We start from the raw sequence: 14,353 nt of genomic DNA on the forward strand, positions 1-14,353 counted from the left end.
CCCTAAATCAGGGTTCTGCCCATCTCCCCCCCGGACCCCCCCCACAGGCGGCGGGCCCGGCGGGGGGGGGGGCCGGGGGGGGCCCCCCCCCGGGGGGGGGGGGGGGCGGGGCCCCCGCCCCCCGCCCCACTCCACGGCGTACGGCGCGTCAGCGGTGGACGCCCCAGGAGAGGGTGTCGGTCAGGGTGGCCCGGAGCTTGGGGTCGATCACGGCCGTCGTCGGGTCGGTGGCGACGGCGGAGAGCCGGTGGCGCAGGCCCTTCGGGCCGAAGAGGGGCAGGTCGGCGAGGGTGACCGCGGTGCGGTCGCGCCAGGTGATCAGCTCGAAGCCGTCGAGGTACCAGCGCAGCCGGGTGCCGGGGGCGGGCAGCTCGACGGCGAGCCGGTCGGCGGGGGTGAGCGGGGTGGTGGTGGGGGTGGGGCTGCTGAGGGTGGTCGCGTAGCGGTAGAACCCGGCGATCATGGCCTCGCGGCCGGGGAGGTTGAACTCGCGGCCGAGCGATCGCATGATCGAGTTGTCGGTGGGCCGGTAGAGGCCGGTCGGGTAGTAGCCGCCGCCCTCGTACGCGCCGACGGTGCCGCCGTCGGGGGAGGTCCGGCCGAGCCAGCGGTACCACTTGGCGCGGGTGCGGCGCAGCTGGTCGTCGGTCAGCGTGGTGATGTTGGCCTCGGTGGGTTCGTCGCCCTCGTAGCTGCCCTGGCCCTCGTAGGAGTACTCGTCGGCGAGGAGGCCCAGGGAGTGGCCGGTCTCGTGCACGGCCACCTGCCCGGAGCGGTCGTTGCCGCCCGAGACCGTGGCGATGCCGGAGTACCCGAGCGGGGAGACCACGTCGTTGTAGCCGGCGCCGCCGTACTTGGCGCTGTTGGCGACCACGAGGACGAGGTCCGCCTTCGGCGCCTTGGCGGCGTAGCGGTCGACTGCGGCCGTGTCGACGCAGAGCAGGCGTTCGACGTCCTCGCACCAGAAGTAGGAGCCGAGGGCGGTCTGCCGCACGGTGGCCCGGTCCGGGTCGCCCGTGATGCCGGACTCGGTGGAGACGGCCTGCACGGCCCAGACGTTGAAGAGTGAGCGGTAGGTCGTGTAGGGCTCGACGCCGGTGATCTCCTGCCACTTGGTGGCGGCGTCGGCGAGGAACTTCTGCTGTTCGGCGGCCGTGTAGCCGTCACCGATCACCACCACGTCGAGCTTGCTGTCGGTGCTGCCGTTGCTGACCAGCGGGGTGACGGTGCCGTCGCCCGCCGGGGGCCCGGCCAGCGACTGCGGGGCGACGAACGGCGAGGCGGCGGGCACCCGGGCGCGGCTGATGCTGCCGTCCTCGGCGAACGCCTCGACCTGGTGGGCGCCGGTTCGCGCGCCGGTCACGGGCGCGCCGGTCGCCGGCGGGGTGGCCGGGGCGGCGGTGGCCGGGACGGCCCAGGAGCAGAGGGCTGCCAGGGCCGTGACGCCGGCCAGGGCGGTGGTGGCGAGCCTGCGGTGACGCACGGGGACCTCCGGGAGGGGCGGGGGTGGGCGGGGCGGGGGCGGTGCTGGGGCAGGGTGCGGCGGAACGCCGGCGGGGGTGCTTAAGTGTCGAGATAATCGGACTGAAACAGGGAGTTAATCTAAGCCACTGTCACGTCCACGACAATAGAGCGGGACGAGAACGGGCCGACACCCGACGGAAGGGGCGCACATGACCTCGGAACAGGACCCGGCCGACATCGGCCGCCGCGTCCGACAACTGCGCAGGGAAAGGCACTTGACGCAGCGCATGCTCGCCGAGCCCGCCTACACCGCCGCCTACGTCTCCACCGTCGAGGCCGGCCGGGTACACCCCTCGGAGGCGGCGCTGCGCCACCTGGCCGAGCGCCTCGGCGTCACCTTCGACGAACTCGCCACCGGCCGGCCGGCCCACCTGGCCACCGAGCTGGGCATCGCCCTGGCGGACGCCCAGAGCGCCCTGGCCGACGGCGACACCGCCGAGGCGGCCCGCCGCTTCACCGCCGTCCAGGACCGCGCCGACCACTACGGCGTCGAGTCCGTCCGCCCCGCCGCCCTGCTCGGCCTCGGCGACTGCGCACTGGAGGCCGGCCGCCTCGACGACGCCCGGGAACATTTCGAGCAGGCCGAGCGCCTCCTGGCCGACGAGCCGCTGCCGCGCCGTGCCGCCGCGATCCGCGGCCGAGCCGTCGCCCACCTGCTGGCCGGCGAACTGCGGTACGCCTGCTACCTGCTGGAGACCGCCATCGACCGGCTCAACGCCGGCGGCCTGCACGACCCCGACGCGCTGCTCCTGCTGTACTCGGCCGCCATCGGCCCCTACATGGACATGGGCGCCCACGCCCGCGCCGCCCAGGCCGCCGAACTCGCCCTCGCGCTGGCCCCCGACGCCACCGACCCCGCACTGGTCGCGGGGCTGCACCGCAGCGTGGCCCGCACCCTGATCGCCGACGGCCGGGCGGCCGAGGCCGACGCCTCCCTCGCCAAGGCGCAGGCGCTCTACCAACGCCTGCGCCTCACCTCCGACCTGGCCAAGTGCCACTGGATGCGCGGCTACGTGCACGCCCAGGCCGGCGACCTGGCCCGCGCGGAGGACGAACTGCGCACCGCCCGCACCATGCTGGCCTCCCGGCAGGCGGAGCTGTTCACGCACCAGGTGGACGTCGAACTCGCCGACGTCCTGCGCCGCCGCGGCCGGCACGAGCAGGCCGACGACCTGCTGCGCAGCCTCCTCGACCGGATCGGCCCGGACCGCGGCACCGTCCACGCCGCCGGGGCGCGCCGGCTGCTCGGTCTCATCGCCGAGGACCGGGACGACCCGGGCACCGCCGAGCGGCACTACGTCGATGCCCTCGCCCTGCTCGAACGAGCGGGCGCGGCGGGCGACCTCGCCGACCTGTGCCGCCTCCTGGGCGACCTGCTGCGCCGCACCGGCCGGGTGGAGCGCGCCCTGGACGTCTACCGGACCGGCCTCGGCCACCGCGCCGCCCCGGGCACCACGACCCTCGGCCCGGCCCCGGCCGCGCCGCCGATCCCGACGACGCCCGGTCCGGCCACGCCCGGTCCGGCCACGGCGGGCCCGGCTACGACGGGCCCGGCTACGACGGGCCCGGCTACGACGGGCGGGTAGGCGGCCGAGGGGGCGGACGGGTAGGCAGACGGGCAGGCGGGCGATCCTCCGGGCGTCGGGTGCGCCCCGTCAGTCGTGGAAGTCGCTCGGGCGGACGCGGTAGACCTGGAGGTTCAGGCCGTAGTACTTACCGGTCTCGCCGACCCACTCCATGCCGAGCCGCTTCGCCATCGCGATGGCGCGGGTGTTGTTCGGCCGGGCGACGGCGAACAGTTCCTCGGCCTCCTGGGTGAACGCCCACGCGATCAGGGCGCGGCCGGCCTCGGTGGCGTAGCCCTTGCCCCAGGCGTCGGGGGCCAGCTGCCAGCTCATCTCCAGGTCGTCCTCGAACGGCGGCAGCAGCCGGATGCCGAGGCCGCCGACGACGGCCCCGTCCTCCTTGCGCTGCACGGCCCACCGGCCCCGAGGGGGCGGCAGGTTCGGCTGCGCCTCCTGCCAGGCCTGCAGCACCGACCGCATCGCCGCCACATCGGCGACGCGGTCCATCGCCGGGGTCAGCCAGTGGGCGACGTCCGGCGAGCCGTAGATCGCCAGAGCGGCCTCGGCGTCGTCCGGCGACCAGTCCCGGATGATCAGCCGGTCGGTGGTCAGCGAGATGTCCATGGGCCGGAACCTCCTCGCGCTTCCTGAAGCACATCATCCCCCCGCCCGCCGGTGTGTGCGCGAGGAGCCCGCGGTGGCCGGGACGAGGAGCCCGCGGCAGGGGTGCGGCGCCGGGTGAACCGCCCACCCGTGCCGTGCCGGGTGCCCGTGCCCGGACCCCCCGGACCGGTGCGGTTCGGGCGGATTTGGTGGATGCCGGGTCAGCGGGAGCGGGGCGGGGTAGACCGGGTGGGGGACAGCCACGCGTGGGGGCCGCCGAGGTCCCGAGGGGGAGACATGGCATATCTCGTCGAGCTGCCGGTCGGTGCGGCGGACGGCCGGTCGGACATCGTGAAGGTCGAGATCGAGCAGGCCGCGGAGGGCCTGGTGCAGGTCGCCCGGCCGGGGCAGGTGGTGGCCCGTGCCACCCGGTCCCTGGGTGAGCTGCTGGCCGGGGTGCGGCCGGTGGCGCAGGACTTCGTCGACGGGTTCCGGGGCATGGTCCACGCGCCGGACGAGATCGGCATCGAGTTCGGACTGTCGTTGTCCGCCGAGGCGGACGTGATCATCTCCAGTACCTCGGCCCAGGCCAATTTCAAGGTCTCGCTGACCTGGCACCGGTCCCCGGTCGACGAACCGGGCGGGGGTGTCGAGCCGGCGGCGGAGCCCGCGCCGTGACCGGGCCGGGCCCCGGACCGGGCACCGGCCCCGTCGGAGGAACGGGGCCGGGAACGGGACCGGTGCCGGGAACGGGAACGGGGAGCGGGGCGAAGGCGCTGGACGCGGCGGTGCTGCGGGTGCACGACGCGCTGGCCCGACCGGTCGGTGCGGGCTTCCTGGTCACCCCCGAGCTGGCGCTCACCTGCGCGCACGTGGTCTCGGCGGCGCTCGCCGGTCAGGGCGTGGAGGCGGGCGTCGGGTCCTGGGTCTTCGTGGACCTGCCGCTGCTGCCCAGGTCACCGGCGAGGCCCGCGCCGGACGGGTCGCACAGGGTGGACGGCTCGCCCGGGTCGCCCGGCCCGGACGGTTCCCCCGGCCCGGAGGGCCCCGACGGGCCCGCCGTGGCGGGAGCGATGGCGGTCGTCGTGCACTGGGTGCCGCGCGCCTCGGACGGTAGCGGGGACGTCGCGCTGCTGCGCCTGGCCGCCCCGTTGGCCGGCGCCCGTCCGGTCCGGCCGGTGGAGACCAGGTCCGAGGACGTCTGGGGCAACCCGGTGCGGGTGTTCGGGTTCCCGGTCGGGCGGTCGGACGGGGTCTGGCACTCGGGCGTGCTGCGGGACCGGCAGGGCGGCGGGTTGATGCAGGTCGACCTCGCCGCGGGCGGCTACCGGGTCTCCGGAGGGTTCAGCGGGAGCCCGGTGTGGGACGACCGGCTCGGCGGAGTGGTCGGCATGGTGGTGGTGGCCGAGGCGGGGGACCCCGCGGCGAGCTACCTGATCCCCACCGACGGCCTGATCGCGGCCTGGCCGGAACTGCGGGCCGTCGCGCTGGCGCCGTCGCCGTTCCGCAGCCTGACCTCGTTCAGGGAGTCGGACGCGCACGTGTTCCACGGCCGGCGGGCCGAGAGCGAGGAGGTGGCCCTCCTGTCGGCCCGCGAGCGCTGGGTCACCGTGGTCGGCCCGTCCGGCTCCGGGAAGTCGTCGCTGGCCATGGCCGGGGTGGTGCCCCGTCGTCGTGCCTCCGGCGCGCTGGCGGTGATCCTGCGGCCGGACTCCGGCAGCACCCCGCTGACGGCGCTCGCCGCCGCGCTGCTGCCGCTGCTGGAGCCGGAGCTGTCGGAGACGGAGCGTCTGCTGCGGATCCCCGACCTGGCCGCCGTGCTGGCCCGGCCCCAGGGCATCGCCGATCTCGCGCCCCGGCTCCTGGAACGGCACGGCGCCCGCCAACTGCTGCTGGTGCTCGACCAGTTCGAGGAACTGCTGGCGTTCGACCGGGCCGCCGTCGACGAACTGGCCGCAGCGCTGTTCACCGACACCCTGCCGGGCACCGTCCGGATCCTGACGACCCTGCGGGCCGACTTCCTGGAGGCGGCCCTCGCCCATCCGCGGCTCGGCCCGGTGATCAGCCGGCAGGTCTACGCACTGGGGCCGATGAGCCGCGAGCAGCTGTCCGAGGTCGTCACCGCCCCGGTCGAGGCCGTCGCGGGGGTCGGCTACGCGCCGAACCTGGCCGAGCGTCTGCTCGACGACACCGGAGCCGAGCCGGGCGCCCTCCCGCTGCTGGGCTTCACCCTGGACCTGCTCTGGCGCGACCAGAGCGCCGGCCTGCTGACCCACGAGGCGTACGAGGGGCTCGGCGGGGTGAAGGGCGCCCTGGGCGTCTACGCCGCCGGCGTCCTCCGGCGGGAGGTGCCGGCGGAGGACGAGCAGGTGGCCCGCCGCCTGTTCACCCAGCTCGTCCGGGTGCCGATGGGCGCGCTGTCGGCCACCCGGCGGACCGCGCTGCGCACCGACCTCGGCGAGGACGAGTGGCGCATCGCCCAGGCCCTCGCCGCCGACCGCCTGCTGGTCACCGGCCGCAGCGCCGAGGGCGTCGAGACGGTGGAACTCGCGCACGAGGCGTTGATCAACGCCTGGGACAAGCTCCGGGGCTGGGTCGAGGAGGACCGGGCCTTCCTCGCCTGGCGGGAGGTCCTGCGGCACGACCGGGACCGCTGGGAGCGCAGCGGGCGGCCCCGCGACCTGCTGCCGACCACGACGGCACTGGCGGGCGCCCAGCCCTGGCTGCGCGGCCGGCCCGGGTACCTGAACGAGGCCGAACGGGACTACCTGGAACGCGGGCGGGTCCACCGGCGGTCGCGCAAACGGCGGTGGCGGTGGACGGCCGCGCTGCTGTGCGTCCTGCTGGTGGCCGCCACGGCCGGGGGAGTGCTGGCCGAGCGGCAGTCGGACGCCGCCGCCCGGCAGGCCGCGATCGTCCATTCCAAGGGCCTGGCAGCACGCGCGCAGACGCTCGGCAGCACCGATCCCGGGCTGGCCGCCCAGCTCGCGGTCGCCGCCTACCGCGCCTCCCCCACCCCGGAGGCCTCCGCCCAGCTGTTCGACCTGAGCAGCACCCTGCTGAACAGCGTCGTCGGCGAGGCCGGGGGCCCGGTCCTCATCCTGGCGACCGCCCTGCACGGGACGCTGGCCGCCGCGCTGAACGAGGACGGAGCGGTGCGGATCTGGGACCTCGCCGATCCGTCCGCCCCGGCCGTCCGGTCGACCGTCGACACCGGCATGGTGGGCATCGCCCTCACCCCGGACGGGTCCCACCTGGCGGGCGGCTGCGGCGGCGAGGGCCTGTGCCTGTGGAGCCTCGCGGACCTCGGCAAGCCCGTGATCGCGGCCCGGCTGCCCAGGCTGTTCGACCCGTCGGACCAGCGGGTGACCGTCCCGGCCATGGCCACCAGCGCGGACGGCACTCTGCTGGCGGCGGCCGGCGGGAACGGCGACACCCTGCTCTGGTCGATCGCCGACCGCTCCGCCCCCAAGGGGCTCACCCGGCTGCGCAATCCCACCGAGGAGGGGCCGACCGCCCTCGCGGCCGTCGCCTTCGCACCGCAGGGCAACCTGCTCGCCTCCACCGTCCAGGGCGGCAAGACCCAGGTCTGGGGCCTCGCGGACCCGGCGGACCCGGTCGGCCTCTCCGCCCTGGAGACCGGGTACAAGTCGATCGCGTTCAGCCCCGACGGCACCCTGCTGGCCGCCGGCAGCCAGCGGGAGGTCGGTCTCTGGCGAGTAAAGGATCCGAGCGCTCCCGATCCGATCAGGGTCGGTATGGACGGCTCCGCGAACGTCAGCGGGGTGGCCTTCGGCCGGGACAGCGACCTCCTCGCCTACGGCGGGACGGACGTCAAGGATCCCAAGGGGGACCTCTGCTTCGCCTCCCTGTCCCCGCAGGACACGGACCTGGGTTCCACGAAGTCGAGTTGTACCAAGACCGCCTTCGGCGTCTACGCCATGGCCACCGGCGGGGCGGGCGGGCTGCTGACCGCCGGCGCCGACGGTGTGGTGCGCCGGTGGCGTTCACCGGGGCGGCAGGTCGACCAGGCCCGGCAGCCCGGCGGCCCCGCCTCCTGGTCGTTCAGTCCGGACGGACACCTGATGGCCGCGCCCCAGCAGCCCCCGATGCAGATGCCGCCCCTGCAGACGCAGTCCGTCGGGATCTGGGACATCTCCGAACCCGAGGGCCCCGTCCTCGTCGCGACCCTGCCGGTCTCGGTGCGGGGCACCGCGTTCATCCGTGAGCGCGGACTGTTGACCATCGGGTGGGAGGGCGAGGTCCAGCTCTGGAACGTGAGCGATCCGCACCATCCGGTCAAGGCCGGCTCCCTGGGTCCCGCCGAATTCCCCGCCACCTCCTTGGGAACGATCCTGACGGTCGGAGTCACCTGGTCCGCCCCGGGCGCCGTCATGGCGGTGATCGGCGGCGGGACACTCCACCTGTGGCGGGTCGGGGACGCGCTCGACGCGGTGGAGGTCGGTTCGATCCCCGCCCCCGACTCCGGGAGTTACGACGCCGGCGTCCTGGACCACGGACGCACGGCCTACCTGGCGAGCAAGAGCGGGTTCGAATGGTGGGACATCGGCGACCCGGCGAAGCCGAGGCGCGCCGGCTCCTCGACGATCAAGCCGCCGGACGCCGCGGGCGACTCCGGCGACGGGTGGAACATGGGTTCCGCGGTGTCCCGGGGCACCGCGGCCGGGGCGGTCATGGCCGTCACGAGCACCCCGGACCTCACCTGCAAGTGCTCGTCCCTGGAACTGTTCCGGTTCACCGGGGGAGGTGAACCGGCCTCACGGGTCACCCTGCCCGGGGCCTTCGGCAACGCGCTCGGCCTGAGCAGGGACAGCCGGTTGCTCGCCGCTGCGGGGAACAGCGGCAGCACGGTCACCCTCTGGGACATCACCGATCCGCAGCACCCTCGACCCCGGACCTCCGTCCAGACGCTGCAGGACGTCGAGGGCATCGAGTTCGCCGAGAACGGCGAGCTCATGACCGTCTGGAACAGCACGGCCCTCGAACTCTGGGACGTCCGAGACCCCACCGCTCCCGTCCTGACGGCTCCCGTCGCCAACCCGAGCGGCGGATCGATCCGCGCGGTCGCGCTGGTGGCGGCCGGCCCGACGCTCCTGGTCGCCTCCAACCAGCGCGTCTCGCTGCTCGACACCGACCCCGCCCACCTCGCCGCCCGACTGTGCTCCTACAGCACGGGTGCCATCAGCCGCTCGCAGTGGGAGAAGTACGTACCCGAAGTCGCCTACCGGGAGCCGTGCTCCGGTCGCTAGTCGCCGAGGCCTGACTCGGCGGGCTGCTATTCGGCGGGGATGCCGCGGAGGAGGAAGGGGAGGTGGGCGCCGCGGGTGAGGGCGTCGAGGGCTTGGGTGACGTGGTGGTGCTGGTCGGGGTCCATGGTGTCGGCGAGGTGGTCGGGGTGGATGAAGTGGAGGCCGGTGATGTGGTGCGGGGGGCGGTGGTGGGTGGTGGTGGCTTGTTGGGCGCGGGTGAGGCGGCCGCCCCAGTAGACGAAGTCGATGGCTTCGGGGAGGAGTCGGGCGTCGGTGTAGTCGGTGGCGAGGATGCTGCGCAGGGGGAGGACGAGGCCGGTTTCGGTCTCGGTGTGGCGGCGGGCGGCGAGGTGGGGGAGTTCGTTGCGTTCGGCGCTGCCGCCGGGGAGGGTGAGGCCGTTCTGGTAGGTGGTGGCGACGAGGAGGACGGCGCCGTCGGGGTCGAGGGCGAGGGTCTGGTGGCCGAGGCGTCGGCGGGGCGGGTTGGTGAGGATGTCGGGCAGGGGGTAGAGCACGGCTTGCTCCTGGGGTGGAGGGGGTGGGAGTCGCCAGGTGTGGGCGGTGGGGAGTCCGGCGACGACGCCGGTGGTGAGGATGAGGCCGAAGACGAGGAGTCGGGGTGTGAGCGGCCCGTCGCGGATCGGCCGGCAGGCGAGGGCGGCCGCTCCGGCGCTGAGTGCGGGGATCGTGAGGGTGATCGCGAGGAGCCTGGCCGCCGGGCTCACGCCGCGCTGTTCGCGCGGGGCGGGCTCGGGTGCTGGACGGGGATGTGGCGGGGATGGTCGAGCCGCTGGAGGTCCTCGGGCCGGGTGGTCCACTCGCAGCCGCCGGCTTCGGGTCGGAGGTAGGCGGCGCCGCCGAGGGTGTCCATGTAGACGCCTTCGGCGGGCTGCCCGTCGGGGGAGCGGTGGGCCCGGTCGCGGACGACTTCGCCGACCTTCGGCTGGTAGGCGGGCGTGCGGGGGCGGCTGGGCATGCGGGCTCCATTGGTTGCTGTGAGTCCCCGAGTTGTTGCGGGGTGTAGCCATGGTGGCCCGAGTGGCTCTACGATTGCCAGGGTCTAACCTTGACTGTTCCGTCTGGTTACGGGGGGCAACGCTCATGCAGAGCAACGAGATTGACGCAGCGGCATCGCCACTTGCACGCTTCGGCGCAGAGCTCCGCAGGTCGAGGCGGGCCATGCGATGGTCCCAGACCGAGCTGGGGCTGCGCATGGGCTACTCGAATGCGATGGTCTCGTACGTCGAACGAGCGAAGAAGTCCGTAACTTCTAACTTTGCGGTTAGAGCTGACGAGGTATTCGAGACCGGAGGTACCTTCTATGAACTCTGGTGCCGATACTCCAAGGCAAGCCTGCTGGAGGGCTTCCCCGAGTTCGCCGACGCCGAGGCGCGGTGCCGCCGTCTGCGGGAGTTTGCCCTCACCATCGTCACTGGACTGTTTCAAGTGGCCGAGTACGCCGAGGCGCTGGCCTTCGCGGCCGTACAGCGAGGTGCGATCACCCAGTCTGCGGCGGAACAGCGGGTCGAGTTCCTGGCCACTCGTCAACGGGTACTCGATCGGAAGACTCCGCCGAGGATCCATGCCGTGCTGGACGAGAGCTGTCTGACCCGACTGATCGGTGGTCCGGCCGTCATGGTCAAACAGCTGGACCACATCGCGGAACTGGCAACCCGTCCGAACGTCACCATCCAGATGGCGCCGTTCGATCTAGGGGAGCACCTGCCGTTCAAGATGCCGGTGACCCTGCTGGATCTTCCGGATGGCTCGGTCGTGGGCTATGCCGAGTCACATGCTCGTGGTCATCTCGAACGAACCCGTGAAACGGTCTCGACATGGGAGAGAGAGTACGATCAGCTGGTGGTGGAAGCGCTGCCCAAGGCGGCGTCCCTGGCACTGATTCACAAGGCTCGGAAGGAGCTAGCCCCATGAACCCCGACCTCTCCGGCGCGTCCTGGGCCAAGTCGTCGTACTCCGACAACGGCGGTCAGTGTCTGGAGGTCTCGGCGGACTTCCCGGGTGCTGTCCCTGTGCGTGACTCCAAGGACCCCGAGGGTCCCGCGCTCGTCTTCCCCGCCGATGCTTGGCAGTCGTTCATCGCCGGTGTTCGGACGGGTGAGTTCGGCGCCGTCTGAGCTTGCCTGCGTGTGAGGGCCCCGACCGGCGACCCGGTCGGGGCCCTCTCCACCGGGTGTCCCGGGTGCGAAACCCCAAGTTGTTGGGGTACCGGGGGTCCGGGCGGCGTCCAAGACTGTGGCTATGGACACCATCGAGCAGACCCGAACCACAGACAACCGGGAGATCGTGCGTGCCTTCATCGACGCACTGTTCACCCAGGGCGACCTCGCGGCCGTCGACGAGTACCTCGCCGAGGACTTCCTCAACCACGACCCGCCGGTCGGCACCGACACCAGCCGTGAGGGCATGCGCGCGGCCGCCGTGCTGTTCCGCGGCGCGTTCCCCGACTGGCACGCCATGCCCGACTTCCTCGTCGCCGAGGGTGACATGGTCGTGGAGCACTTCAGCGCCAGTGGTACCCAGCGTGGCGAGATCTTCGGCGCGCCGCCTACCGGCCGTACCGTCACGCTGCGGGGGATCAACATCTTCCGGCTCCGGGAGGGCCGCATCGTCGAGCGCTGGGGCCGGCTCGACGAGCTGGGGCTGCTGCGCCAGCTCGGACTCGTCCCGGGCCCGGGGTAGTCGGGCGGCGTACGCTGATGTACGTGGTGGCAGGCGCGGTCGTGGAACGCCGACTCGCCGACATCGAGCGACGGTGCCGCAGCGGGCTGGACACCGCCGCGCTGGGCACGGAGATCGTCGGCCGTCTGCGCCGGCTGGTGCCGGCGGAGGCGGCCTTCTCCGCGACCGTCGATCCGGTGACGCTGCTGTTCACCTCGGCGACCGCCGAGGACCCGCTCGGCCCCGCGACGGCGCTGTTCCTCGACAACGAGTTCGGGCAGGCGGACGTCAACAAGTTCGCGGGCCTCGCCGGGGCGGCGGATCCGGTCGGGTCGCTGGACCGGGCCACCGAGGGCAGCCGGACGGACAGCGCCCGCTACCGGGAGATCATGGCCCCGCTGGGGCTCGGCGACGAACTGCGCGCCGCTCTGGTCACCGGGCACCGCTGCTGGGGAGTGCTCTGCCTGCACCGGGAGGCCTCCTCCCCGGGCTTCACCGATGAGGAGACCGCCCTGGTCCGACGCGTCGCTCCGGTTCTGGCGGCCGGTCTGCGCACGGCGGTGACCGCGCTACCGCCTCCGAACGCCACCACCGGCCCGGACGGGGTGGGCCTCATCCTGCTCGACTCCGCGCTCAGGACGGTGTCCATGAGCCCCGAGGCCGAGCAGTGGCTGACCGACTTCCCCGACGGCGACCGGCAGGACGCGGGTCTGCTCCCGGTCAGCGTGCTCGCGGCCGCCGCCGGGCCGGTGCCCTCGACCGTCCGCGTCCGAGGGCGCTCCGGCCGGTGGCTCGCCCTGCACACCAGTCGCCTGGGCGCGCAGATCGGCGTGGTGGTGGAACCGGCCCGACCGGCGGAACTCGGCGCGGTCCTGCTCAGCGCCCACGGACTCACCGACGCTCAGACCCGGGTCGCCGCCCTGGTCATCCGGGGGCGGTCCACCCGCCAGCTGGTCGACGAACTCCACATCTCCGCCAACACCGTGCAGGAGCACCTGACCGCCGTCTTCGACAAGTTCGGTGTGCGCAGTCGCCGCGAGCTGGTGGCCGTGGTGCTGGCGGACCTGTCCGGGTTCGCCTAACGACCGGTCCTCGTGGCGGGTGACGGCTTCGTCGGGGCCGAACTGCGGTCGACCGCCTCAAGGAGCCGGCGCAGTGCCGGGGGAGGCGGGCCGCTGCGCACCGCGAGCGACGTGGTGACGGTGAGGCCCGCGAGTGGGCGGTAGGCGATCCGGGGGACCGGGGGCAGGCCGGACACCCGGTAGAGGACCGTCCACGAGGGCGCGTCGTCGGCGATCTCGGTGAGCGTCTCGCGCAGCGTGGTGAACGGCGGCCCGGTGACCGGTGTGCCGAGGTCGGCCGCCTGCCAGGCGGCGGTGATCAGGTCGTGGAAGGGCGGGTTCCGCGCGCGCGGGGCCAGGCGCAGCGGCAGGTCGCGCAGGTCGGCCGGGCGGAGCGGATCGAGCGCGGCCGCCGGGTGGTCGGCCGGCAGGGCGGCGTACAGCGGGTCGCTCCAGAGCGGGAGCAGCTCCAGCCCGGGGACGGCGGCCGGGCCGCGTACGAAGGCGGCGTCCAGCGTGCCCGAGCGGACTTGGGCGAGCCGTTCCGGCGGCGCGGCCCGGGTGAGCCGGACGCGGAGCTGCGGCGCGAGGTCCGACAGCGCGGACAGGACGTCGTAGAGCCGGTCGCCGGGCCCGTGGACGGCGCCGAGCCGGAGTACGCCCTCGGCCCCGGCGGCGATCTCGGCCGCCACCCGGCGGGTGCGGTCGGCCGCCGCGAGGACGGCGCGGGCCTCCGGCAGCAGGCGCTCACCGGCGGCGGTCGGCCGGACGCGCCGGGTCGAACGGTCGAAGAGGATCACCCCCAGCTCGCGCTCCAGCCGCATGACCTGCTGGCTGACGGCCGACTGCACGATGCCCAGTCGATCGGCGGCGCGCCCGAACCCGCCCTCGTCGGCCACCGCCACCGCGTAGGCCAGTTGCCGGAGTTCCATGCTCCCCGTCCGTCGTCGTCTTCCGCCGCGTCCCCGACCGATCGCGATCACTGATCGGTGTCATCGCCAACTGCTCCTGGTTCGCCCGCTATTCCCGCGTTCGAATGGATCCGATCAGTCGCTTACCCACGAAGGACGTACCGATGCCGACCCCGTACCCCACCACCCCCGAAGCGATCCGCGAGCCGCTGCTCGTCCGGGCGGGCGACGCCGAGCGCGTCGCCCTGTCCGCGGGCAGCGCCTTCCACCTGCTGGCCGACGGCGGCGGCAGTGGTGCCGACGCGCCGGGCGGCGGAGCGTTCGGCGTCAACCGCCTCGTCCTGGCGGAGGGGGCGGACGGCGCCCGGCCGCACTACCACGCGCGGTCCTCCGAGCTGTTCTACGTGCTCGGCGGCGTCGCGGACTTCCTGCTGGGTGACCGGTCCAGGACCGCCGCCGTGGGCGACCTGGTGGTCGTCCCGCCCGGGCTGCCGCACGCCTTCGGCGCGGCACCCGGCCGGACCGCCGTCCTGCTCGTGGTGATGACACCCGCGGTGGAGCGCTTCGGGTACTTCCGCCATCTCGGCCGGGTCGCCGCCGGGCTGGACACCTTCGACCGGCTCCTCCCCGAACAGGACCGCTATGACGTGCACTTCACGGATCCCGCGCTCTGGCAGCAGGCCCGGTCCCGCGCCTGAACCGGACACCTGGGCCGGCGTGTGGTCTCGGCGGTGTGGTCC

13 protein-coding genes are annotated in these 14,353 nt (G+C 73.8%); 8 read left to right on the plus strand and 5 right to left on the minus strand.

Translation table 11 applies throughout. The annotated features are described in order from the left end of the window. Window positions 1-148 precede the first annotated feature (148 nt). Window positions 149-1,483, minus strand: coding sequence for a M64 family metallopeptidase (locus tag ACIF6L_RS20275; protein WP_396486235.1), 1,335 nt, complete (start codon window positions 1,481-1,483; stop codon window positions 149-151). Window positions 1,484-1,673: 190 nt separating this feature from the next. On the opposite strand from ACIF6L_RS20275, the gene ACIF6L_RS20280 reads away from it, so the two are divergent. Next, the gene (locus ACIF6L_RS20280; RefSeq protein ID WP_396486234.1) at window positions 1,674-3,110 is read left to right on the plus strand and encodes a tetratricopeptide repeat protein; all 1,437 of its coding nucleotides are present in this window, start codon (window positions 1,674-1,676) and stop codon (window positions 3,108-3,110) included. A gap of 69 nt (window positions 3,111-3,179) precedes the next feature. Here the strand turns inward: ACIF6L_RS20280 and ACIF6L_RS20285 are convergent, their stop codons facing one another. Continuing rightward, window positions 3,180-3,713, minus strand: a complete 534-nt coding sequence (locus ACIF6L_RS20285) for a GNAT family N-acetyltransferase (RefSeq protein WP_396486233.1) — start codon at window positions 3,711-3,713, stop codon at window positions 3,180-3,182. A 276-nt stretch (window positions 3,714-3,989) separates the two neighbouring features. On the opposite strand from ACIF6L_RS20285, the gene ACIF6L_RS20290 reads away from it, so the two are divergent. Continuing rightward, window positions 3,990-4,370, plus strand: a complete 381-nt coding sequence (locus ACIF6L_RS20290; RefSeq protein WP_329485840.1) for a CU044_2847 family protein — start codon at window positions 3,990-3,992, stop codon at window positions 4,368-4,370. A 62-nt stretch (window positions 4,371-4,432) separates the two neighbouring features. Continuing rightward, window positions 4,433-8,962: a trypsin-like peptidase domain-containing protein gene (locus ACIF6L_RS20295; RefSeq protein WP_396486232.1), complete on the plus strand. Its 4,530-nt coding sequence runs from the start codon at window positions 4,433-4,435 to the stop codon at window positions 8,960-8,962. Between the two features lie 26 nt (window positions 8,963-8,988). Here ACIF6L_RS20295 and ACIF6L_RS20300 read toward each other — a convergent pair whose 3' ends face one another. Together ACIF6L_RS20300 and ACIF6L_RS20305 are read right to left on the minus strand one after the other, a co-directional pair. Beyond that, on the minus strand, window positions 8,989-9,687 hold the full coding sequence (locus ACIF6L_RS20300) for an NUDIX domain-containing protein (protein WP_396486231.1): 699 nt from the start codon (window positions 9,685-9,687) through the stop codon (window positions 8,989-8,991). After that, window positions 9,684-9,938, minus strand: a complete 255-nt coding sequence (locus ACIF6L_RS20305; RefSeq protein WP_396486230.1) for a hypothetical protein — start codon at window positions 9,936-9,938, stop codon at window positions 9,684-9,686. The genes ACIF6L_RS20300 and ACIF6L_RS20305 overlap by 4 nt, the downstream gene beginning before the upstream one ends. 125 nt (window positions 9,939-10,063) lie before the next feature. Between ACIF6L_RS20305 and ACIF6L_RS20310 the strand changes: the two genes are divergently transcribed. The 4 genes from ACIF6L_RS20310 (at window position 10,064) to ACIF6L_RS20325 (ending at window position 12,723) form a co-directional block, all read left to right on the plus strand. Continuing rightward, on the plus strand, window positions 10,064-10,894 hold the full coding sequence (locus ACIF6L_RS20310; protein ID WP_396486229.1) for a helix-turn-helix domain-containing protein: 831 nt from the start codon (window positions 10,064-10,066) through the stop codon (window positions 10,892-10,894). After that, complete coding sequence (locus ACIF6L_RS20315; RefSeq protein WP_396486228.1) at window positions 10,891-11,097, plus strand: DUF397 domain-containing protein; 207 nt, start codon at window positions 10,891-10,893, stop codon at window positions 11,095-11,097. The genes ACIF6L_RS20310 and ACIF6L_RS20315 overlap by 4 nt, the downstream gene beginning before the upstream one ends. Before the next feature lie 124 nt (window positions 11,098-11,221). Then, window positions 11,222-11,662, plus strand: coding sequence for an ester cyclase (locus ACIF6L_RS20320; RefSeq protein WP_329485833.1), 441 nt, complete (start codon window positions 11,222-11,224; stop codon window positions 11,660-11,662). 23 nt (window positions 11,663-11,685) lie between these two features. Beyond that, window positions 11,686-12,723, plus strand: coding sequence for a LuxR C-terminal-related transcriptional regulator (locus tag ACIF6L_RS20325; protein WP_396486227.1), 1,038 nt, complete (start codon window positions 11,686-11,688; stop codon window positions 12,721-12,723). Here the strand turns inward: ACIF6L_RS20325 and ACIF6L_RS20330 are convergent. Beyond that, window positions 12,720-13,634, minus strand: a complete 915-nt coding sequence (locus tag ACIF6L_RS20330; protein WP_396486226.1) for a LysR substrate-binding domain-containing protein — start codon at window positions 13,632-13,634, stop codon at window positions 12,720-12,722. The two genes, ACIF6L_RS20325 and ACIF6L_RS20330, sit on opposite strands and share 4 nt — an antisense overlap. A 143-nt stretch (window positions 13,635-13,777) precedes the next feature. Between ACIF6L_RS20330 and ACIF6L_RS20335 the strand changes: the two genes are divergently transcribed. Continuing rightward, window positions 13,778-14,311 carry a cupin domain-containing protein gene (locus ACIF6L_RS20335; RefSeq protein ID WP_396486225.1) on the plus strand — a complete coding sequence of 178 codons (534 nt, stop codon included), beginning with the start codon at window positions 13,778-13,780 and terminating at the stop codon, window positions 14,309-14,311. The last annotated feature ends 42 nt before the right edge of the window (window positions 14,312-14,353 follow it).

The organism is Kitasatospora sp. NPDC086009, from assembly GCF_044540385.1.
Taxonomy (GTDB): domain Bacteria; phylum Actinomycetota; class Actinomycetes; order Streptomycetales; family Streptomycetaceae; genus Kitasatospora.

What these genes read in the sequence shown, in the direction of transcription:
- ACIF6L_RS20280 (WP_396486234.1), top strand. Translation starts at nt 1,674, where the DNA reads ATGACCTCGGAACAGGACCCGGCCGACATCGGCCGCCGCGTCCGACAA.
- ACIF6L_RS20330 (WP_396486226.1), bottom strand. Translation starts at nt 13,634, where the DNA reads ATGGAACTCCGGCAACTGGCCTACGCGGTGGCGGTGGCCGACGAGGGC.
- ACIF6L_RS20320 (WP_329485833.1), top strand. Translation starts at nt 11,222, where the DNA reads ATGGACACCATCGAGCAGACCCGAACCACAGACAACCGGGAGATCGTG.
- ACIF6L_RS20315 (WP_396486228.1), top strand. Translation starts at nt 10,891, where the DNA reads ATGAACCCCGACCTCTCCGGCGCGTCCTGGGCCAAGTCGTCGTACTCC.
- ACIF6L_RS20305 (WP_396486230.1), bottom strand. Translation starts at nt 9,938, where the DNA reads ATGCCCAGCCGCCCCCGCACGCCCGCCTACCAGCCGAAGGTCGGCGAA.
- ACIF6L_RS20310 (WP_396486229.1), top strand. Translation starts at nt 10,064, where the DNA reads ATGCAGAGCAACGAGATTGACGCAGCGGCATCGCCACTTGCACGCTTC.
- ACIF6L_RS20335 (WP_396486225.1), top strand. Translation starts at nt 13,778, where the DNA reads ATGCCGACCCCGTACCCCACCACCCCCGAAGCGATCCGCGAGCCGCTG.
- ACIF6L_RS20290 (WP_329485840.1), top strand. Translation starts at nt 3,990, where the DNA reads ATGGCATATCTCGTCGAGCTGCCGGTCGGTGCGGCGGACGGCCGGTCG.
- ACIF6L_RS20285 (WP_396486233.1), bottom strand. Translation starts at nt 3,713, where the DNA reads ATGGACATCTCGCTGACCACCGACCGGCTGATCATCCGGGACTGGTCG.